The 21030-nt window shown below is 70.9% G+C and carries 19 protein-coding genes and 1 tRNA gene; 14 read left to right on the top strand and 6 right to left on the bottom strand.

Features of this window, described 5'->3' with window-relative positions; genetic code table 11:
* Positions 1-106: 106 nt before the first annotated feature.
* The 3 genes from AC067M_RS22275 (at position 107) to AC067M_RS22265 (ending at position 2974) form a co-directional block, all read left to right on the top strand.
* Positions 107-943: a glycerophosphodiester phosphodiesterase gene (locus AC067M_RS22275; RefSeq protein ID WP_478698743.1), complete on the top strand. Its 837-nt coding sequence runs from the start codon at positions 107-109 to the stop codon at positions 941-943.
* A 174-nt stretch (positions 944-1117) separates the two neighbouring features.
* Positions 1118-1756: an ATP-binding protein gene (locus AC067M_RS22270; RefSeq protein WP_478698759.1), complete on the top strand. Its 639-nt coding sequence runs from the start codon at positions 1118-1120 to the stop codon at positions 1754-1756.
* A 249-nt stretch (positions 1757-2005) separates the two neighbouring features.
* Positions 2006-2974 carry a DUF5926 family protein gene (locus tag AC067M_RS22265; protein ID WP_478698742.1) on the top strand — a complete coding sequence of 323 codons (969 nt, stop codon included), beginning with the start codon at positions 2006-2008 and terminating at the stop codon, positions 2972-2974.
* 277 nt (positions 2975-3251) lie between these two features.
* Here the strand turns inward: AC067M_RS22265 and AC067M_RS22260 are convergent, their stop codons facing one another.
* Both AC067M_RS22260 and AC067M_RS22255 read right to left on the bottom strand, forming a co-directional pair.
* Positions 3252-3953: a hypothetical protein gene (locus tag AC067M_RS22260; protein ID WP_478698741.1), complete on the bottom strand. Its 702-nt coding sequence runs from the start codon at positions 3951-3953 to the stop codon at positions 3252-3254.
* Positions 3954-4008: 55 nt separating this feature from the next.
* Complete coding sequence (locus AC067M_RS22255; protein WP_478698740.1) at positions 4009-4674, bottom strand: bifunctional DNA primase/polymerase; 666 nt, start codon at positions 4672-4674, stop codon at positions 4009-4011.
* A gap of 504 nt (positions 4675-5178) precedes the next feature.
* Between AC067M_RS22255 and AC067M_RS22250 the strand changes: the two genes are divergently transcribed.
* A complete protein-coding gene (locus tag AC067M_RS22250; protein WP_478698758.1) occupies positions 5179-6684 on the top strand; it encodes a PP2C family protein-serine/threonine phosphatase in 1506 nt (501 codons plus the stop codon).
* Between the two features lie 94 nt (positions 6685-6778).
* The gene (locus AC067M_RS22245; RefSeq protein WP_478698739.1) at positions 6779-8236 is read left to right on the top strand and encodes an aminopeptidase P family protein; all 1458 of its coding nucleotides are present in this window, start codon (positions 6779-6781) and stop codon (positions 8234-8236) included.
* A 161-nt stretch (positions 8237-8397) separates the two neighbouring features.
* Here the strand turns inward: AC067M_RS22245 and AC067M_RS22240 are convergent, their stop codons facing one another.
* The 3 genes from AC067M_RS22240 to AC067M_RS22230 form a co-directional block, all read right to left on the bottom strand.
* Positions 8398-9225, bottom strand: a complete 828-nt coding sequence (locus AC067M_RS22240; protein WP_478698738.1) for a triphosphoribosyl-dephospho-CoA synthase — start codon at positions 9223-9225, stop codon at positions 8398-8400.
* 173 nt (positions 9226-9398) lie between these two features.
* Positions 9399-9671: a hypothetical protein gene (locus tag AC067M_RS22235; protein WP_478698737.1), complete on the bottom strand. Its 273-nt coding sequence runs from the start codon at positions 9669-9671 to the stop codon at positions 9399-9401.
* A gap of 175 nt (positions 9672-9846) precedes the next feature.
* Positions 9847-10296: an ATP-binding protein gene (locus AC067M_RS22230; protein ID WP_478698736.1), complete on the bottom strand. Its 450-nt coding sequence runs from the start codon at positions 10294-10296 to the stop codon at positions 9847-9849.
* Between the two features lie 253 nt (positions 10297-10549).
* Between AC067M_RS22230 and AC067M_RS22225 the strand changes: the two genes are divergently transcribed.
* The 9 genes from AC067M_RS22225 (at position 10550) to AC067M_RS22185 (ending at position 20447) form a co-directional block, all read left to right on the top strand.
* Positions 10550-11416, top strand: coding sequence for a hypothetical protein (locus AC067M_RS22225; RefSeq protein WP_478698735.1), 867 nt, complete (start codon positions 10550-10552; stop codon positions 11414-11416).
* 169 nt (positions 11417-11585) lie between these two features.
* Positions 11586-12329 (top strand): YcnI family copper-binding membrane protein, encoded by a 744-nt coding sequence (locus AC067M_RS22220; protein WP_478698734.1) that lies wholly within the window; start codon positions 11586-11588, stop codon positions 12327-12329.
* Between the two features lie 121 nt (positions 12330-12450).
* Complete coding sequence (locus tag AC067M_RS22215; protein ID WP_478698733.1) at positions 12451-13101, top strand: SCO family protein; 651 nt, start codon at positions 12451-12453, stop codon at positions 13099-13101.
* Positions 13098-13556 (top strand): copper chaperone PCu(A)C, encoded by a 459-nt coding sequence (locus tag AC067M_RS22210; protein ID WP_478698732.1) that lies wholly within the window; start codon positions 13098-13100, stop codon positions 13554-13556. The genes AC067M_RS22215 and AC067M_RS22210 overlap by 4 nt, the downstream gene beginning before the upstream one ends.
* A 13-nt stretch (positions 13557-13569) precedes the next feature.
* Entirely contained in the window at positions 13570-15522 is a 1953-nt protein-coding gene (locus AC067M_RS22205) for a copper resistance CopC/CopD family protein (protein ID WP_478698731.1), read from the top strand.
* An 8-nt stretch (positions 15523-15530) separates the two neighbouring features.
* Complete coding sequence (gene efeB / locus AC067M_RS22200; RefSeq protein WP_478698730.1) at positions 15531-16814, top strand: iron uptake transporter deferrochelatase/peroxidase subunit; 1284 nt, start codon at positions 15531-15533, stop codon at positions 16812-16814.
* 74 nt (positions 16815-16888) lie between these two features.
* Positions 16889-17821: a prephenate dehydratase gene (pheA, locus tag AC067M_RS22195; protein WP_478698729.1), complete on the top strand. Its 933-nt coding sequence runs from the start codon at positions 16889-16891 to the stop codon at positions 17819-17821.
* 539 nt (positions 17822-18360) lie between these two features.
* On the top strand, positions 18361-19638 hold the full coding sequence (serS, locus tag AC067M_RS22190; protein WP_478698728.1) for a serine--tRNA ligase: 1278 nt from the start codon (positions 18361-18363) through the stop codon (positions 19636-19638).
* Complete coding sequence (locus tag AC067M_RS22185) at positions 19635-20447, top strand: HAD family hydrolase (protein WP_478698727.1); 813 nt, start codon at positions 19635-19637, stop codon at positions 20445-20447. Before serS ends, AC067M_RS22185 begins: the two co-directional genes overlap by 4 nt.
* Positions 20448-20796: 349 nt before the next feature.
* Here AC067M_RS22185 and AC067M_RS22180 read toward each other — a convergent pair.
* Positions 20797-20881 (bottom strand) — tRNA-Ser (locus AC067M_RS22180).
* Between the last annotated feature and the right edge of the window lie 149 nt (positions 20882-21030).

The raw sequence follows: 21030 nt of genomic DNA, 5'->3' as shown, positions 1-21030 counted from the left end.
TCTCAGACGGTTCTCAGACGGTTCTCAGATTCCGCCGCGGCGCATCCTGGCGCATCAGCACACCTCCGGCCGGACGCGTACCCCAACCCGGTGGCACCATGACGCGGTGACCCATGCACGGCAGCAACACATTCAGGTCGTCGCCCACCGCGGAGCCTCGGAGGAGGCCCCGGAGCACACCCTGGCCGCGTACCGGAAGGCGATCGAGGACGGTGCCGACGCCCTCGAGTGCGACGTTCGGCTGACCGCGGACGGCCATCTCGTCTGCGTGCACGACCGGCGCGTCAACCGTACGTCCAACGGCCGCGGGGCGGTCTCCGCCCTGGAGCTAGCCGACCTCGCCGCACTGGACTTCGGCTCCTGGAAGACGGGGGAGGCGCGCGAGGCCTGGCGCACGCGCGACGAGGAGCCCGACTGGGAGTTCCGGCCGGAGGACCGCGAGGACACCTCCGTACTCACTCTGGAGCGGCTGCTGGAACTCGTCGCGGACGCCGGACGACGGGTGGAACTGGCCATCGAGACGAAGCACCCGACACGCTGGGCGGGGCAGGTCGAGGAGCGGTTGCTGCTGCTCCTGAAGCGGTTCGGGCTCGACACTCCGGTGTCCGCCGCCGAGTCGCCGGTGCGCGTGATGAGCTTCTCGGCGCGTTCCCTGCACCGGGTGCGGGCCGCCTCGCCGACCCTGCCGACGGTCTACCTGATGCAGTTCGTCTCGCCCCGACTGCGTGACGGGCGACTGCCCGCGGGGGTGCGGATCGCCGGTCCTTCGATCCGGCTCGTACGCAACCACCCCGCGTACGTCGAGCGGTGGAAGCGGGCCGGTCACCAGGTGCACGTGTGGACCGTGAACGAGCCCGACGACGTCGATCTCTGCGCGGACCTGGGCGTCGACGCCCTCATCACCAACCGCCCGCGCGCGGTGTTGCGCCAGCTGGCGGGCTGAGCGCACAAACCACTCAGACCCCACAAGTCCCACGAACCTCGTAAAGACCTGTGAACACCCTTGACCCGGCGGGTCGGCCTCCAGCACCCTCTGATGCTGGCCAAACCGCAGAAATCCAGCCACACGGCTACAGGGAGTGCTCCGGCGCGTTCGGTTCGTATTCGATCGTTGCGAATGCGTCATCGGACATGGATTGGCCGGTTTCCGGTACAGGCCAATGGGGCATCCACACCGTGGCGTGGGGCGAAGGAGGTCTCGGGGGTGGCGTTGGTGGTGGCACAGGAGGTGCCCACGTCGTCGAGCATGGCCGTACCCCATGGCCCTGCGGGCGTGGGGAAGGCGAGACACCGTATGCGCGATCAGTTGCGCAGTGGTGGCGTGTCGGAGTCGGTCATCGACGATGCCGTACTGATCCTTTCCGAACTTTTGAGCAACGCCTGCAAACACGGGCGGCCGTTGGGTGACGCCCTGTCCGGGGACGGCGACGTCCTGGCCGCGTGGCGCGTGGATCCGGGCGGACGTCTCGTCGTCGAGGTGACGGACGGTGGCGGGCCGACCCGCCCGGCTCCGGCCACCCCGTCGGTCACCGCGCACGGCGGCCGCGGGCTGAACATCATCACGGCGCTGGCCGACGACTGGGGCGTACGCGACGACGCCCGCGGCGAGGTCACGGTGTGGGTCGTCGTCCACGAGGACGTGCACGATCCGGACGCCGGCTGCCGACGAGCCGACTTCGCCGCGCGCGTCACGGCTCCGTCGGTGGCTTCCATCCCGGAACTGAACTTCGTAGACGCGTTCGAAGACCTGGACTGACCCGAGCTGACCGCCCCGGACCCGGACCTGGACCGACCCAAGCCGGACCGACCCGGACCTGGACCGATCCGAGCCGGACCGACCCGAGTCGGACCAACTCGGACCTGGACCGACCCGAGATGCACTGCCCCCTGCCGAACCGCCGCGTTCCGGACGACTCGGCACGTTGTCCACAGGTCCCCGTGGCTTCCCGTACGAGCGACTAGGCTCGCGCCCGTACAGACGAGCCGTAACCGGGAGACAGCCACGATGGCCAAGAAGCGACCCCAGACGAAGGCCAAGCGGCCGCAGCTCAACGATGCGGTGGAGATCCCGGTCGTCGGCGCTCGCGAACCCTGCCCCTGCGGCAGCGGCCGCCGCTACAAGGCCTGCCACGGACGCGCGGCCGCCCACGCGGTGACCGAGCTGGTGCACCGTCCGTTCGAGGGGCTGCCCGGCGAGTGCGACTGGGTGGCTCTGCGCGAGCTGGTGCCTGCCGCCACGGTCGAGCTGCCCCTGAAGGACGGGCTCCCCGAGGGCGTCCCGTCGGTCACGCTCGCCACGGTGCTGCCGATGGCCTGGCCCGCCCTGCGCCGCGACGACGGCTCGGTGCTGCTCGGTCTGCAGAACGACACGTCGTCGGGCGACATCAGCCGCGACCTCGCCGACACACTCCAGCGCGCGCTGGCCGCCGAGCCGGGCACCCCGGTCCAGAGCCGCCGCGCCCCCGCCGAGAGCCCGCGGCTGCAGGACCTGCTCGCCCCCGAAGGCGCCTTCGAGCCAGTTGTGCACAGCGGCTTCGAGTTCTGGGTCCCGGACCCGGAGAACGCCACGCCGGAGGTGACCGCCTCCCTGGAACGGGCCAACGCCGCGGCCATCCCGACCGTGAAGCTGACCGGTGTGGACGCCGCGTACTGGTGCGAGACGCCGGAGAAGAACCACCTGCGCTGGGTCATGCCCCACCCGGAGGAGCAGCTTCTGGACGCTCTGGCGCGGCTGCACGCGGCTGGCGGCTCCAGCCTCGGCGAGGGCACCCGGCTCGTGGGGTCCTTCCGTGCGCACGGCCTCACCGTGCCGGTCTGGGACCTGCCGAGCGGGGTGGGCGCGGACGACGTGGAGAAGCCCGCCGCGGAGTTCGCCGAGCGCCTCGCCACCGCCCTGGCCTCGGACGCACCGCTCACCCCCGAGGAGCGCCGCGCCCGCGGTGGCCTGACCAACCGCCAGGTCACGCTCAGCTGAGGCTTACCGCGGCAACCCGTTCGTGCTGACTGGTCGGTCAGCACGAACGGCACGCGCGGAATGGGTGACTCCTCTCACAACTCCCCCTCGCACCAGCCGAGTCGGCACGAGATGGGGCGACACGACGGTGTCCGAATAGCCGACGGAAACAAGAGATCGAATTTGCGTAGAGCAGATCTCTTGTTACCGTTCCAGTAGCCCGGTTGCTGGTGCATCCCCCGTCGCCAGCAACCGGGTCTTTCCATGCGCGGCTCCGTTCACCCACCGCCGCCGCACGTCAACTACCCGTATAAGCCTCGGAGTTGCTCCCCGACCGCAGCAGCAGCGGCCCCTGCCCCTCCCGCGCGGAAGCCCCGGCGAACTCCGCTACGGCCGTATAGGCGTCCAGGCGCCCGCGGGTGCGTTCCCGGGGCGTCTCGCACAGGTCCGGCTCGTCCTCGGCGCTCACGAGGCACCGCATCTGGACGGTGCGCCCACCGGGACCCATGAGGCTCAGCATGGAGTGCAGATCGTTGCCGGTCGCGTTGCGGAAGTAGGTGCGCGCCCAGGTGTCCTCGCCCTGGGCCAGCACACAGGTCTGCGCCTCGATGCCGACCGGGGAAGTGAGTTCGGGGCCACAACGGGCGGCGGTGGCCAGGCCCAGGCCGAGCGGGAGGGGGGAACGGCCGGGGTCGGCGGGGGAGGCCTTGGCGTCCTCGTTCCTGCGCCCATCCCCGTCCCTGTCGCGCCGGGCGGGAGGATGGTCGGCGGTGCGCTCGGCGGCGTCTTCCCCGGGGCCCTCAACCGTGGCCTCGGCGTCGGCATCGACTTCGGCCTCGGCGGCGTTTTCGGCAGTCTTCCGGTCGGCCTCCGCGCCCACCGGCCGCTCACCGACGACCGCGCGCCCTTCGTCGCCCACGGGTCCCGCCGACGCCACGGCCAGCGGCAGCGCCACCGCGCACGCCGCGATGCCCCCGAGGGCGAGCAGACGAAGGTTCATACAGCGGAAGATAACGAGCCAAACCGGGTGCCCCCTCCGCGCGCGCCCGACACCCCTACAACTCGGGTGCGCTCACACCCGTACGAGTGAGGGCATCGACCACGGCGTCCACCACGGCCTCCACGTCGGGCACCCAGGGGGAGGCGGAGCCGGGCAGCGGCGCGCGCTCCCAGCGGATCTCGCCGTGGCCCGTCTCGGAGGGCGGCAGCGCGACATAGCCGCCCTCGCCGTGGAAGCGCAGGGAGCCGGGCACGAAGTCCTTGGCGTAGAGCAACTCGCCCAACTGCTCCATGGAGTACGGCCGTACCAGCAGCGCCCAGCGCGTCGGCGAGGCGATCACCGGGCCGAGGCGCATGCCCTCGCGGTCGAGGGCGCCGAGGGCCCGGGAGGCCGCGAGGGCCGGCAGGCTGACCGCGCACGGCGCGGCGCCTCCGGTGGCGAGGATGATCGGCGCCGCGGGCCGGTTGGTCCACCACCAGCGGACCATGCGCGCGTCGGTGGTGGCCGCGAGGAGGCCGGGGTCGAAGGGGTGGGCACCGGGCACCGTGCACTCGGGGTCGGGACATCCGCAGCGGGCCCGGCCCTGCGGGTCCGGCGCCACGCCCGGGAGTACGGGCCACTGCCATTCCGTCGCGAAGTTCAGGGCCGCGCTGATCAACTCAGGCCTCCCGTCACTTTGCTGGGACAGGAGCCTGCGTCGCTTTCCGAGGATCTCGCGCATGAGCGCTCGTTCCTTTCCGTTGCACCGCTGGCAACACCGAGGGCCACATCACACCATGTGTCGATCACTTCACTGGGCGTACCTGTTGGCGCATCACACCCCTGTCCACGACAGGGGGATCCCCTATGGGCCGAGCACTGGCTTCGTCCGCGTCCATACCGCGTTCATCAAAAGCATGGGCGTGGCGCGGGGTGGCGAAGTCTGGCGTTTTGCCGAACCGCGTATTTCTCTCCGCCTCCGCCGCGGGAGGATGGGGCACGGTCGTCGGTGGCTAAGACGCCCGGGTCGGTCACCGGGTTCCGGGTGGCTCCCGACGACCCCTGGTCCTTACCGAGTACGTACCCAACACGACCGCTGTGACGCTCCGTGGAGCAAGGCCAGTCGACCGCAATCACCCGTTACCCGAGTCAGTTTTAAGCCAACTTTACCTTTCCGCAAGAGGTTCACGGGTCCCCAATAGAAAGCATCTCGAACCCCATGGACACCAGGAATCCCGGCAGGACAATGCTGGACATCCCCTCACGAGTGCGTGTACATGTGGAGACACTGCTAGCGGCGCAGAATCACATGGGGGTTTGCGATGCTTTTGAGCAATACGCACCGGCCAGAAAGCCGGAAGCCATGACCGTCCCTCACGCGCCGAAAGTGGCCGGAATCGATTCAACGGTTCCCCCGCCCGCACACACTGGCGCGCCCGCGCACGCAGTCCCAACCGCCCCTCAGGTCACCCCCGGCCCCGGAGCCCTCATCCAGGACCGCCTCGCCGGCTGGGTCTCCGACCTCACGACGCTGCACGAACTCACCGAGCGCCTGGCCCGTACGGGCCGACTGACCGACGCCCTCCAGGAACTGCTGCGCGCCGGTGCGACCCTCGTGGGCGCCCAGCGCGGTCTCGTCGTACTGGAACCGGCCGACGGACTGGGACCGGACCGCACCATCGGCCTCGGCCTCGCCAGAGCCGATCTCGGCCACATCGAGACCGTGCCGCGCAGCGCCATGTCCTACGGCCGGATCCTCGACGGGCTCCCGGGCGCAGAGGCCGGAATCGCGCAGCCCGACCTGTTCGGCGAGGACGGCCTCGACCCCCGCCACCGCGAGGTCGCCGCCCGCCTCGGCTACGCCGCGAGCTACACGCTCCCCCTGTCCACCGAGTCCGCCGGCCGCCTGGGCGCCGCCGTGTGGCTGTACGACGAGCCCGCCGAGCCGGACGAGCGCCGCCGCCACCTCGTCGGCCTGTACGCCCGCTACGCCGGGGAACACCTCGCCCGGCTCGTGGAGGTCGAGCGCACGCGCGCGTCCATGGCGACGATGGCCGAGGAGTTGCTCCCCTCCCGGCTGCCCCGGGTCGCCGGGGTCCAGCTCGCCGCCCGGCACCGCACCGGCCCGCGCGGCGGCGGCGACTGGTACGACGCGCTGCCCCTGCCCGACGCCGCGCTCGGCCTGACGGTCGGGTCGGTCACCGGGGCCGGGCCCAGCGCGGTCGCCGCGATGGGACGGCTGCGGGCGTCCCTGCGCGCGTACGCCGTGATGGAGGGCGAGGACCCGGTCGCCGTCCTGTCGGACCTGGAGCTGCTGCTCCGACTCACCGAGCCCGCCCGCTCCGCCACCGCCCTGTTCGCCTACTGCGAGCCCGCCCTGCGCAAGATCACCCTCGCCGGTGCCGGGCACAGCCCCCCGCTGGTGATCGGCGAGCGCCGTACGGAGTTCGTGGAGACCACCGTGTCCGCGCCCCTGGGGATGCTCGCGTGCTGGGAGGCACCGAGCGTGGAGTTCGAGGCGGAGGCCGGAGAGACGGTTCTGCTCTACACGGACGGGCTGCTGCACCGTACCGGCGACACCGTCGACCGCGCCTTCGCCCGGCTGCACGCGGCGGCCTCCGGCACGCCGAAGGCGCTGCGCCGCGACCCGGACGCCGTCGCCGACCACGTCCTGCGGACGGTGCTGCCGGACGGGCTGGACGCGACGGACGGCGCGGAGGACGTCGTGGTGCTGGCGGCGCGCTTCGAGTAACCGCACGCGGGCGTACCAGGTCATTCCGCCCTCGCTCCCCTTCCGTACGACCGTACGATGGGGGAGGTCCAGTGCCGTATCGAGGAGGATGACCGTGGCGGACGAGCTCACCCCGGAGACCCCGGACGAGATCGAAGAGCCGATCAAGCAGCGCAAGAACGGCTTGTACCCGGGCGTGTCCGACGAGCTCGCCGAGAACATGAAGTCCGGCTGGGCCGACACCGAGCTGCGCGACCTGGAGCCGATCGCCCAGGCCGCCGAGACCGCCGCCCGCCGTGCCGCGCTCTCCGCGCGCTTCCCGGGTGAGCGCCTGGTGATCCCCGCGGGCAACCTGAAGGTCCGCTCCAACGACACGGACTACCCCTTCCGTGCGTCCGTGGAGTACGCGTACCTCACCGGCAACCAGACTGAGGACGGGGTCCTGGTGCTGGAGCCGACCGCGGACGGTCACTCGGCGACGATCTACCTCCTGCCGCGCTCCAACCGCGAGAACGGCGAGTTCTGGCTCTCCGGCCAGGGCGAGCTGTGGGTCGGCCGCCGGCACTCCCTCACCGAGGCCGAGAAGCTGTACGGCATCCCCGCCTCCGACGTGCGCGAGCTGGCGGACCAGCTGCGCGAGGCGACGGGGCCGGTGCGGGTCGTGCGCGGTCACGACGCCGGTATCGAGGCGGCCCTGACCGACAAGGTCACAGCCGAGCGGGACGAGGAGCTGCGGGTCTTCCTGTCCGAGGCGCGGCTGGTCAAGGACGAGTTCGAGATCGGTGAGCTGCAGAAGGCCGTCGACTCGACCGTGCGGGGCTTCGAGGACGTGGTGAAGGTCCTCGACAAGGCCGAGGCGACCTCCGAGCGGTACATCGAGGGCACGTTCTTCCTCCGCGCGCGCGTGGAGGGCAACGACATCGGCTACGGCTCCATCTGCGCCGCCGGACCGCACGCCTGCACGCTGCACTGGGTGCGCAACGACGGGCCGGTGCGCTCGGGCGACCTGCTGCTGCTCGACGCGGGCGTCGAGACCCACACGTACTACACCGCCGACGTCACGCGCACGCTGCCGATCAACGGCCGCTTCAGCGAGATCCAGCGGAAGATCTACGACGCCGTGTACGACGCCCAGGAGGCCGGGATCGCGGCGGTGCAGCCGGGCGGGAAGTTCCGGGACTTCCACGACGCCGCGCAGCGGGTGCTGGCGGAGCGGCTCGTGGAGTGGGGACTGGTCGAGGGGCCGGTGGAGCGGGTGCTGGAGCTGGGGCTGCAGCGCCGGTGGACGCTGCACGGCACCGGGCACATGCTCGGGATGGACGTGCACGACTGTGCCGCGGCGCGGGTGGAGTCGTATGTGGACGGGACGTTGGAGCCCGGGATGGTGCTGACGGTGGAGCCGGGGTTGTACTTCCAGGCCGATGATCTGACGGTGCCGGAGGAGTACCGAGGGGTCGGGGTGCGGATCGAGGACGACATTCTCGTGACGGCGGACGGCAACCGGAATCTGTCGGCCGGGCTGCCTCGTCGGTCCGATGAGGTGGAGGCTTGGATGGCCTCGTTGAAGAGCTGAGGGGTGTGACGGACGGCCGGGTACCTGGGGAGGGTGCCCGGCCGTTTTCGTGGGCGGGTCGTGTGTGGCTGGTCGCGCAGGCGGGTCGTGTGTGGCTGGTCGCGCAGGCGGGTCGTGTGTGGCTGGTCGCGCAGTTCCCCGCGCCCCTGACGGCGCCGCAGTCAGCCCGCCTTCATCAGCACCGGCAGTGTGTCCAGGAACAACGCACCCGCCAGCAATCCCGCACTGCCCCTCGGACTCCAACCTCGCTCGCGGAGATCGATGTCCAAGGCTGTCAGTGCCGCCATTCCCTCCGGGGTCGCCGTGCCGCCTGCCTCCAGGACTCCCTGGGCGCCTGCCTGGACGTGCCGGAGGCCCATGGGGCCTGCGGTGTGGAGGAGTTCGGTGTCCTGGAGGGTGGACATGACGGTGAGGAGGGCGTCCAGGCGGGCCTGGGCCTCCGTCGCGCCGGCCGAGCGGGCTGCCGTGAGGGCGCCCAGTGCTCGGCGTACATGGGGGAATCCGGCGCGGGCCTCGCCGCGGGCGCCGGCGGCGCCGTACTTCGCCGACACCGTCGATCCACGGGACGGGCGGCGCGGGGCGGCGCGGTCGGGGTGGGCGGCGATGCGCTTGGCGGTCGCGGCGACGTCGCGGCCCGGCGCGCGGGGGTCGAGCGCGGCCGCCGCGACCAGCAGTCCGAGCGCCCACAGGGCACCCCGGTGACCGCCGCCGGCGAGGCCCACCGAGTGCTCGGTGGACCGTCCGATCGCGCCGAGCTCCGCCCGGAGCCGGGACGTGGGCTCGCCGGTCCGGCGGGCGGCCGCGGCCATCGCCGCGAGGCCGGGCGTGAGCTCCTTGGCCGACCAGCGCATGCCGCGGTGGTCCCGGCGGGTCGCGCGGGCGGTGAGGTCGCGCGGGTCGGGGAGCCCGGGCTTGGATGCCAGGGCCAGCTGTCCGGTCAGGGCGGCCACGGCGGCCCGGGCCAGCGCCTCGTCCTCACGGCTCGTCATCGCCGTACCGCTCAGGAGGACGACGAGGCCGACGGGGCGTCGCTGGGCGGGGCGCCCGTGGGCGCTCCGCTCCGGGCGCCGCCCGGGCCGCCGCTCGGGGGCATGCCGCCCCCACCGCCGCCTGCGCCCGTGTTCTCGGCGTGGGGGTCGACGCCTGGGGTCTTTCGTTTGGATCAGGCCGGATCAGGCACCGGACCCCGCGAGCCCGGCCTGATCCAAACGAGAGGCCCTAGGGTGAGGAAGCCCTTGTAGCCCTTCGACGGATCCTTCTTGTGGACGGGTTCAAGGGTGAGCAGACCGCTGGAGGTGCCGCCGCCGTCGTAGACCAGGTCGTCGGCGAGCTTGGTGTAGGTGCCGTCCTTGCTCTCGGCGGGCGCGGAGCCGCCGGGGTTGGCCGTGGTGTAGCCGGAGAAGTAGCCCCAGGCGTCGCAGTGCCAGATCTCCACGGCCGCGCCGGAAACGGGGGGCAGCCGTCGGTGGCGTCGATGGAGGTGTCCCTGTGGTTTCCCATCATGGACATGAACGTAGGAAGACCAGCCGTCAGGGAGGTTGGCGGACGCTGTGGGCGGGCTGTGAGCTGGCTGCACCCGAGAACTCCTGAGACGGCCACTCCTGAGACGGCTACACCGCCACCAGCGGGGCACCCTTCTTCCACTTGAGGATCTTGTCGAAGCTCACGACCGTGCCGTTGCGTCCCGGCTTGTTGCCGATGTGGACGTGGTCGGCGAGTTCGCGGATGAGGTAGAGGCCTCTGCCGTTCTCGGCCTCGTCGTGGGTGGGGCGGGGCGGCCTGTCGTCACCGGCGAAGCCCGGGCCCGAGTCCGCGACTTCGATACGACACTTCTCGCCGTCGAGGTAGGCGGTGACGCGGTACGCCTCCGAACAACCGTCGTGCCCGGTGTTCCCGCCGTGCTCGACGGCGTTCGCGCAGGCCTCGCTGAGGGCGACGGAGAGGTCGTAGGAGATGTCGGGATCAACGCCCGCGGTCTCCATCGTGCCGAGCAACAGACGTCGGGCGAGCGGAACGCTCGCAGCTTCGCGCCGCAGATGGAGTGACCACCAGATGCTCATGCTCCAGCCTCCTGGCTGCGGCTCGACATACCGATACGTATTGCCACCACTCCGCGTGTGTAAGCGTGAATGTTCAGTGATGCCGCCCATATGGGGGATGTACCGAGGGGCCGAATCGGTGTATGTAGGCGCTCACCTGCGACTGCGGCCGCAGAAGGTGATCTTCCGGGTCGTAAGGAATCTTGCGGACCGTACGCCCTCTTCTGGACCTGGCGTACGGCGCACCGGGGGCTGGTGCGATGATGAGCCCGCCATGTCTGTCCCCCACCAGCGCGCGGCGCGCTGCGGAGTCGATCTCCGGCTGCTGCGGGCCGCGGTGTTCGCCGCGGTCTGTGTCGTGCTGGCCGCCGCCGGGCACACGCTCGCCTCCTGCGCCACGGTTCCGCTGTGGACGCTGGGCGCGGGGTTCCTGGGGGTCTTCGCGGTCGTGGTGCCGTTCGCCGGGCGGGAGCGCTCGCTGCTGGGCATCGCTGCGCTGCTCGCGGCCGGACAGACCGTGCTGCACACGCTGTTCGGGCTGGGGCAGCACGCCGCTGTCTCCGCCGTGGCATCGGCGTCCTCGATGTCGCCCATGTCCTCAACGCCGTCGACGTATTCCATGACCGATGCCGAGATGGTCGCGCGGGCCGCGCGGCTCGTGTGCGGGTCCGCCGCCGCGGCGATCACCCCGGCGCGGGCGCACAAGCTCCTCGTCGACGCGCGGATCTACGACAGCATGGCTACGAGCTCCATGCACCACCCCGCGGACGCCCTGGGCACCACCGGCTCGCCGGAGTCTCTGCTGCCGTCCCTGCCGATGCTGCTCGCCCATCTCCTCGCGGCCCTCGCCGTCGGATGGCTGATGCGGCGCGGCGACACGGCCCTGCTGCGGCTGCTCGACCTGTCCGCGCAGGGGGTCGCGGAAGGTGTCGCGCAAGGAGCGCTCGTACGGTCCCTGCGCGGGGCGCTCGCTCTGGTGCGCGCCCTGCTCGCGGGGCTCCCGGCCGCGCCGGGGGCGGGACCGCGCGTTCCCCGCACCGCCCTGCTCGCGCCGTCGGCCCCGCCGACCGACGCGATCCAGCACACCGTCATCAGGCGCGGCCCTCCCGTCGCCGCCCGGGCTCTCGCCCTCGCTGCCTGACACGACACGACCACCGCTTCGCTCGAACTTCCTCGCGGAGGGGCCGGCCGCCGTCGTGCGGCACGCGCGTGGGCGCGTCGGCTGCGACCGACTGCCCCGCATACCCCTCTTCACGATCAGAACTCACCGGATTCAACCGGACCACACTCGAAGCGGAGTGCTGCTTTCCATGAAGGTCTCTCGTATCGCCGCCGTCGGTGCCCTCACGGGTTCGGCCGTTCTCGTCCTGTCCGCCCCCGCGTTCGCGCACGTCAGCGTGCAGCCGGAGGGCGTGGCCGCGAAGGGCGGCTACGCGGTCGTCGACTTCAAGGTCCCCAACGAGCGGGACGACGCCTCGACCACCAAGCTCGAGGTCACCCTCCCGACGGACCACCCGCTGGCCTCGGTGATGCCACAGCCGGTCGATGGCTGGGAGGTCAAGGTCACCCGGTCCAAGCTGGCCAAGCCGATCGAGTCGCACGGCGAGAAGATCTCCGAGGCCGTCACCAAGGTCACCTGGACCGCGACCGGCAAGGGCGGCATCAAGCCCGGCTTCTTCCAGAAGTTCCCGCTCTCCGTCGGCGCGCTGCCCGAGGACGCCGACGAACTGGTCTTCAAGGCGATCCAGACGTACGACAACAAGGAGGTCGTGCGCTGGATCGAGGTGCCGAAGGACGGCGAGGAGGAGCCGGAGAACCCGGCCCCGGTGCTCACGCTGGCCGCCGCCTCCGAGCACGGCCACCACGGCTCGGGGGCCGCCGAGGACACCGACGAGGATTCCAAGGCCGCCCCGGCCGCCGCGGAGTCCGCCGACTCCGGCGACAGCAGCGACACCACCGCCCGCGTCCTGGGCATCGTGGGGATCGTCGTCGGCGTGCTGGGCACGGCGTACGGCGTGGTCGCCGGCCGTCGCCGTACTTCCACCTCGGCCTGACGCACCGGTTCGCCGACGCCGGCCGCCGGTTGGCCGGCTCGTCCGCGGCGCACAGGGGCCCCCGCGACACCGCACACGACCCCTGTGCGCGCCCGAGTTCACACATCTGGGACATCTCTCCATGCGCAAGAAGACCTTCGCCGCAGCGGCCCTGCTCGCCGCGGCCACCCTCACCCTCTCCGCCTGCACCAGCGACGACAGCGGCAAGAGCCCTGTCGCGGCGGTCTCCGAGAACGGCTCGCAAGGGGCCGTGACCGTGCTCGACCAGCCGTTCAAGAAGCCGGACCTGGTCCTCACCGACACCCAGGGCAAGAAGTACGACCTCCGCAAGGAGACCGCGGGCAAGCCGACGCTGGTCTACTTCGGCTACACCAACTGCCCCGACGTCTGCCCACTGACGATGAACAACATCGCCGTCGCCAAGAAGCAGCTGCCCAAGTCCGAGCAGGACGAGCTGCGTGTCGTGTTCGTCACCACCGACCCGGAACGGGACACCCCGGCCGCGCTCGGCAAGTGGCTCAAGGGCATCGACCCGCAGGTGGTCGGCCTGACCGGCGACTTCGCCACCATCCAGGCCGGAGCCCGCACGCTCGGCATCTCCATCGAGCCGCCGCACAAGGACAAGAACGGCAAGACGGTCTCGACGCACGGCACCCAGGTCATCGCCTTCTCACCGAAGAACGACGGCGGCTACCTCCTCTACAACGAGGAGGCCACGGTCGAGGAGTACACCAAGGACCTGCCCAAGATCATCAAGGGTGAGAACCCGTGAAAGCCGTGAGGTACCTCACGGTGTCGGCCGCGGCCCTGCTGCTCGCGGGCTGCGGCTCCGACTCCGGCTCGGGCGGCTCGAAGGCCGAGCTGTCCGTCAGCTCCGCCTACATGCCGCAGCCGGTCTCCGACTCGATGGCCGCGGGCTTCCTGACGATAGCCAACGACGGCGGTACGAAGGACGAGTTGACCTCCGTCACCAGTGACGTCGCCGGCAGAGTGACCGTCCACGAGACCGTGGGGTCGTCGATGCAGGAGGTCACCTCACTCGCCGTACCCGCACACGGGCGGCTCGTCTTCAAGAGCGGCGGCAACCACCTGATGTTCGAGAAGCTGAAGCACAAGCCGAAACAGGGCGAGAAGGTGACCGTCGAACTGCACTTCGCCGACTCCGGCCCGATGACGGTCGAGATGCCGGTGAAGTCGGCCACGTACCACCCCGAGACCGGACACTGAGGGAGGGACCACCATGCCGCAGACCATCACCTCCCGCGTCCGGACGCTGGTGCTGCTGTTCCTGGCCGTCACCGGCGCGCTCCTCGTCGGCGCCGGGCCGGCCTCCGCGCACGCCGCGCTCACCGGCAGCGACCCCGCGCAGGGGGTGGTGGTCGACAAGGCGCCCACCCAGGTGTCGCTGACCTTCTCCGAGAAGGTCGCGACGAACGACGCCTCGCTGCGCGTTCTCGACCCCAAGGGCAAGCGCGTCGACACCGGCAAGCCGTCCAACGTGAGCGGCACGACGTATGCCGTGCAGCTGCACTCGGGGCTGCCCGACGGCACGTACACGGTGACCTACCAGGTGGTGTCCGAGGACAGCCACCCGGTCTCCGGCGCCTACACGTTCTCCGTCGGCGCCCCCTCGCAGACCAGCGTCTCGATCTCCCAGCGGGAGGCGGGCGGCGGAGTCGTCGGCGGGCTGTACGGGTTCGGGCGCTACCTGTCCTACGCCGGTTTCATCGTGCTGGTCGGCGGTGCCGCCTTCGTGCTCGCCTGCTGGCAGCGCGGCAGCGGCGTACGTGCCCTGCAGCGGCTCGTCGTCGGCGGCTGGCTCACGCTCACCGCGGCCACGCTGATGCTGCTGCTCCTGCGCGGCTCCTACACCGGCTCCGGCAAGGTCGGTGACATCTTCGACCTCGATCTGCTCGGACAGGTGCTCCAGACCAAGACGGGCGCGGCGCTGGTCTCCCGGCTGCTGCTGCTCGCCGCGGCCGCGCTGTTCATCGCGGTGCTCTTCGGGGCGTACGACAAACGCGAGGACGAGGAGAAGCGGGACCTGACCTTCGGGCTCGCCGTCGGCGGTGTCGTCGTGGCCGCCGGGCTCGCCGCGAGCTGGGCGATGGCCGAGCACGCCTCCGTCGGGCTCCAGGCAGGCATCGCCATGCCGGTCGACGTGATCCACCTGATGGCCGTCGCCGCGTGGCTCGGCGGCCTGGCGGCGCTCCTCGTCGCGTTGTACCGGGCGCCCGCCGACACCCCGCTGGAAGCCACTGCCGTACGGCGCTTCTCCGGCGTCGCCTTCGGCAGCGTCCTCGCGCTGGTCGCGACCGGGACATACCAGTCGTGGCGACAGGTCGGCTCCTTGTCGGCGCTCACCGGGACGCGCTACGGACAGCTGCTGTGCGTGAAGATCGGACTCGTGGTGCTGCTCGTCGGCATCGCGTGGATCTCGCGGCGGTGGACGGGGCGGTTGTCACAGACGGCGGCCACTGCGGATGTTGAGACGGAGCTTGCGGAGAAGGAGCAGGTCACCGCATCCGCCGGGAAGCCCGGGCGCGAGCACGCCACGGCTACCGCCGAAGACACCGAGCCCGAGCACGCCACAGCGCCCGCCGAAGACACCGAGCGCGCCGCGCAGCTCGCCCGGCAGCAGGTCGCCGTCGACACCGCCCGGCAGAAGAAGCTCCGGGACGCCGACCCCAACCGCTTCGGCCTGCGCCGCTCCATGCTGGCCGAGGCGGGCGTCGCCGTCGTACTGCTCGCGGTCACCACCGCGCTGACGTCCACCGAGCCGGGGCGTACGGAGGAGCAGGCCGCCAAGGCCACCTCGTCCTCCTCCTCGTCGGCGGACGCGTCCGCCGCGGGTGCCCTCACCCTGGACATGCCGTTCGACACGGGCGGCCCGGATGGCAAGGGCGTCGTCAGCATCGACCTCGACCCCGCGCGGGTCGGCGGCAACGAGATGCACGTCTACGTCCAGCGGCCCAACGGCCGGGCCTTCGACGTCCCCGAGGTGGAGGTCGCCTTCACCCTCGAAGCCAAGAAGATCGGGCCGCTGTCCGTCGCTCCAGACCACGTCACGACCGGCCACTGGGCTGCGACCGAAGTGCAGATCCCCATGGCCGGGGAATGGAAGGTCGCCGTGACCGTGCGAACCTCCGACATCGACCAGACCACCGTCTCGAAGAACGCGCAGATCGGCTGAACCGCACCATGCCTGACCAGTCCAGTCCGGAGGCCCGTACTCCCGAGCCCTCTGTGGAGGGATCCCCCGCGGGAGGTCTCTCCCGACGGAAACTGCTGAGCACCGCCGGTGCCACCGGGCTCGTGCTCGGTGCCGCCGGCGGGGCCGTGGGCTACGCCGCCGCGCCCTCCGAGGCAACGACACCGCTCTCCTCGGTCGGTGCCGACCGCGCGATGTTTCACGGGAAACATCAGCCCGGCATCACCGAGGGCCTCCAGGCGCGGGGCCACCTCGTCGCCTTCGACCTCGCCGCGGGCGCGGGCCGCAAAGAGGCGGCCGCGCTGCTGCGTCGCTGGTCGGAGACGGCCCGGCGGCTGATGGCGGGCGAGGTGGCGGGCCACGACGACACCGACGTGGCCCGGGACGCCGGCCCGTCCTCCCTGACGGTCACCTTCGGCTTCGGCCACAGCTTCTTCTCCCGCACCGGTCTGGAGAAGCAGCGCCCGGTCTCCCTGGACCCGCTGCCCGACTTCTCCTCCGACCACCTCGACAAGGCCCGCAGCAACGGCGACCTGTGGGTGCAGATCGGCGCGAACGACGCCCTGGTCGCCTTCCACGCCCTGCGCGCGATCCAGAAGGACGCGGGCGGCGCGGCCCGCATCCGCTGGCAGATGAACGGCTTCAACCGGTCGCCGGGCGCCACCTCCCACCCCATGACGGCCCGCAACCTGATGGGTCAGATGGACGGCACGCGCAATCCGAAGCCGAGCGAGGCCGACTTCGACAAGCGGATCTTCGTACCGGCGTCCGGTTCGAACGACCCGTCCTGGATGGCGGGCGGCTCCTACGCTGTCGTACGCCGTATCCGCATGCTCCTCGACGACTGGGAAAAGCTCTCGGTGAAGGCGCAGGAGCAGGTCATCGGGCGCCGGAAGTCCGACGGGGCGCCGCTGTCGGGGGGCACCGAGACGACCGAGATGGACCTGGAGAAAACCGACGCCCGGGGCGATCTGGTCGTCCCGATCAACGCGCACGCGCGGATCACCCGGCCCGACCAGAACGGCGGCGCGGCGATGCTGCGGCGCCCCTTCTCGTACCACGACGGCTTCGACGCGGACGGCGTGCCCGACGCGGGCCTGCTGTTCGTCTGCTGGCAGGCCGATCCCCTGCGCGGCTTCGTCACGGTGCAGCGCAAACTGGACCGCGGGGACGCCCTGTCGAAGTTCATCCGACACGAGTCGAGCGGTCTGTTCGCGGTGCCGGGCGGGGCGGCGGAGCGAGAGTACGTGGGGCAACGGCTGTTGGAGGGGTGAGGGTGCCGCCGATCGCGAGCTCCCCTCTTGTGAAACGCGGGCCGGGTTTCCTCGGGGCCCATTAGGGTGAGGACATGCCAGCGAGCTATGCGTATCTCGGTCCCGAAGGCACCTTCACCGAAGTCGCCCTGCGCACTCTCCCGGAGGCCGCGACCCGGGAGCTGATCCCGTACGTGTCCGTGCAGTCCGCGCTCGACGCGGTGCGCGCGGGCGAGGCCGAGGCCGCGTTCGTACCGATCGAGAACTCCGTCGAGGGCGGCATCACGACGACGCTCGACGAGCTGGTCGCGGGCGCGCCGCTGATGATCTACCGCGAGGTGCTGCTGTCGATCACCTTCGCGCTGCTGGTCCGGCCGGGCACGAAGCTGTCGGACGTCAAGACGGTCACCGCGCACCCGGCCGCCCAGCCGCAGGTCCGCAACTGGCTCAAGGCGAACCTCCCGGACGTCCACTGGGAGTCCGCCGCCTCCAACGCGGACGGCGCCCGCCTGGTCCAGGAGGGCCGCTACGACGCCGCGTTCGCCGGCGAGTTCGCGGCCGCCCGGTACGGCCTCGAGGCCCTGGAGACCGGGATCCACGACGCCGAGAACGCGCAGACGCGGTTCGTACTGGTGGGCCGACCCGCCCGGCCCGCGGCGCCGACCGGCGCGGACAAGACGTCGGTCGTGCTGTGGCAGCGCGACGACCACCCGGGTGGACTGCGCGATCTCCTGGGCGAGTTCGCCACCCGCGGCATCAACCTCATGCTGCTCCAGTCCCGGCCGACGGGCGAGGGCATCGGCAACTACTGCTTCTGCGTCGACGCGGAGGGCCACATCTCCGACCGCCGGGTGGCCGAGGCCCTGATGGGGCTCAAGCGGATCTGTCTGGAGGTGCGCTACCTCGGTTCGTACCCGCGTGCGGACGTGGGTCTGGAGGGCGTACGCGCGCTGCGGACCGGGACGTCGGACGACGAGTTCATGGCCGCGTCGGACTGGGTGGCGCGCTGCCAGGACGGCCGGTTCTGACCGGTCCCACAGCGGTCCTACCTGCTGATTTTTGTTATCCACAGGAGTTATCCACAGGTGGGCTTCTCGACCTGGGGACAAGTCGACAACGAAGCACCACTCAGTCGACAAATCGCCCTATGGCCCACCACTCCGTCCACAGCCACCCACATCACTCCTCGTCCACCCGTTTCCTTGGATCAATCCTTTGGAGCGACCCATTTCCACCCGAAAGTGGGTGTGAATCGGGTTTGGGTCGGGAATTCTTCGCCCCTGATGTCCGCTTGGGGGTGATCACTTTCCGTATCCACAGATCTTTCGCACACCCTGTGGATAACTTTTCCGGGCTGTGGATTCCTGTGGACGAAGGACGCCCAAGTCCCGCTCCCTACAAGGAAATCGAGTCAACACCCCACCTCGGGGCTGCCCCGTTCCAGGGAGTGAGACACCTTTTATTGACAGGTGTGGACACGCAGGGCAATTAGCCCATAGCGGACCGTAAGCCGTGTTCCGCAATAGTGAGTCGTGAGGCGTCAGCCCGCACCGGTAGCCTTGACCGCGTGATTGACCTTCGCCTGCTCCGTGAGGACCCCGACCGTGTGCGCGCGTCCCAGCGCGCCCGTGGAGAGGACGTCGCGCTCGTCGACTCCCTCCTGTCTGCCGACGAGCGGCGCAGGTCGTCCGGCGTCCGCTTCGACGAGCTGCGTGCCGAGCAGAAGTCGCTCGGCAGGCTCATCCCCAAGGCCTCCGCGGACGAGAAGGCCGAGCTGCTGAAGCGTGCCGAGCAGCTCAAGGCCGACGTCAAGGCCGCCGACGCCGAGCGCGACGCGGCCGACACCGAGACCCAGCAGCTCCTCCTCCAGCTCGGCAACCTCGTCCACCCCGACGTGCCCGTCGGCGGCGAGGAGGACTTCGTCACGCTGGAGACGCACGGCACGATCCGCGACTTCGGCGCCGAGGGCTTCGAGCCCAAGGACCACCTGGAACTAGGCCAGATCCTCGGCGCCATCGACGTCGAGCGCGGCGCCAAGGTCTCCGGCTCGCGCTTCTACTTCCTCACCGGCGTGGGCGCCCTGCTGGAACTGGCGCTGGTGAACGCGGCGATCGGGCAGGCCACGGCAGCCGGCTTCACGCCGATGCTCACCCCGGCGCTGGTGCGCCCCCAGTCGATGGCCGGTACCGGCTTCCTCGGCCAGGCGGCCCAGGACGTCTACCACCTCGACAAGGACGACCTCTACCTGGTCGGCACCTCCGAGGTCCCGCTGGCGGCCTACCACATGGACGAGATCATCGACGGCGACCGCCTCCCCCTGCGGTACGCGGGCTTCTCGCCCTGCTTCCGCCGCGAGGCCGGCTCGCACGGCAAGGACACGCGGGGCATCTTCCGCGTGCACCAGTTCGACAAGGTCGAGATGTTCTCCTACGTCGCTCCCGAGGACTCGCAGGCCGAGCACCAGCGCCTGCTGGCGTGGGAGAAGGAGTGGCTGAACTCGCTGGAGCTGCCGTACCGCGTCATCGACGTGGCCACCGGCGACCTCGGCGCCTCGGCCTCCCGCAAGTTCGACTGCGAGGCGTGGATCCCGACCCAGGGCAAGTACCGCGAGCTGACGTCGACCTCGGACTGCACCGAGTTCCAGTCCCGCCGGCTGTCGATCCGCGTCCGGGACGGCAAGCAGGTCAAGCCGCTGGCGACGCTCAACGGCACGCTGTGCGCCGTCCCGCGCACGATCGTGGCGATCCTGGAGAACCACCAGCAGGCCGACGGCTCCGTGTACGTGCCCGAGGTGCTGCGTCCGTACCTCGGCGGCCGGGAGGTCCTGGAGCCGGTGGCCAAGTGAGCCAGGCCGCTACCGGTTTCCCGTACCAGCTCATCGCGACCGACCTCGACGGAACGCTCCTGCGCGCCGACGAGTCGGTCTCGCAGCGCACTCGTGACGCGCTCGCCGCGGCCACCGCGGCGGGCGCGGCCCACATCGTCGTCACCGGCCGCGCCGTCCCGTGGACCCGGCACATCCTCGACGACCTCGGCTATGACGGCCTCGCGGTCTGCGGCCAGGGTGCGCAGGTCTACCACGCCGGCGAGCACCGGCTGCTCACCTCGGTGACCCTGGACCGCCAACTGGCCGGGGTTGCCCTGGCCAAGATCGAGGCGGAGGTCGGCCCGCTGTACCTCGCGGCGAGCCGCGACGGCCTCGACGGCGAGGTACTGGTCGGCCCCGGTTACGCGGTCACGGGCAGGCTCCCGGCGACCCCGTTCACGGACGCGTCCGACCTGTGGACCGCTCCGCTGAACAAGATCTACATACAGCACCCGAAGCTGTCCGACGACGAGCTCGCCGAGGCGGCCCGCCGGGCCGCGGGCGGTTTCGTCGGGGTCGCCATGGCCGGCGAGGGTATCGTCGAACTCCTCCCGCTCGGCCTGTCCAAGGCCACGGGCCTGTCCCTGGCGGCTCGCCGCCTGGGCCTGAAGGCGTCCAGCACGATCGCCTTCGGCGACATGCCCAACGACATCCCGATGTTCGCCTGGGCCGCCCGGGGCGTGGCGATGGCCAACGCCCACGGGGAGCTGAAAGCCGTGGCGGACGAGGAAACCCTGTCGAACGAGGCGGACGGCATCGCGGTGGTCCTGGAACGGTTGCTGGGCTGAGCTGTTCGGCGGGGTTCTGCTTTGGCGGGGGCCCTGCTTTGGTAGGGGTCCTGCTTTGGGCAGGGCCCGTCTCCGGCCGAGTCTCGACTTTGGCCAGGGCGTGCCTTTGGCCAGGCCTCGTCTCGGGCGGCCTCCTCTTTGGCGGGGCCTCGTCTTCGGCGAGTCCCCTTCCTTGGCCAGGCCCTTTTTTGGTGGGGGTTCAGCCTTCGGGGGCCCGTCTTCGGCAGGGGTTCACCTTTTTGGCAGGGGCTTGTCTCTGGCGGGGCCTCCTGTTTGGGGCCCTGCTTCGGCGGGGCTCACCTTGCAGGGCTCACCTTGGTCGGGTCCCATCTTCGGCAGGCCTATTCGGCGGAGGATGCACGGATCGAACGTGCGCGGGGTCGCCCCCGACCGCGGCTTAGCAAGCCGGTGCCTTACCACTCGGCCAATCCTCCGGAGGGGCGGCCTCACACGAGGTCGCCCTCGCGTGCTCGAAGCGGCCGCCCCGGGCAGCTCCCCCGGGCGGCCGGAGAGGTGACCCTCCGGAGTCCGCCGCGAACTGCCTGCCACCACTCTGCCTCCGCACCGGGGTCGGCCGCCACCG

This window comes from Streptomyces sp. NPDC043427 (genome assembly GCF_056436655.1).
This window is presented reverse-complemented; position numbering and strand designations above follow the sequence as displayed.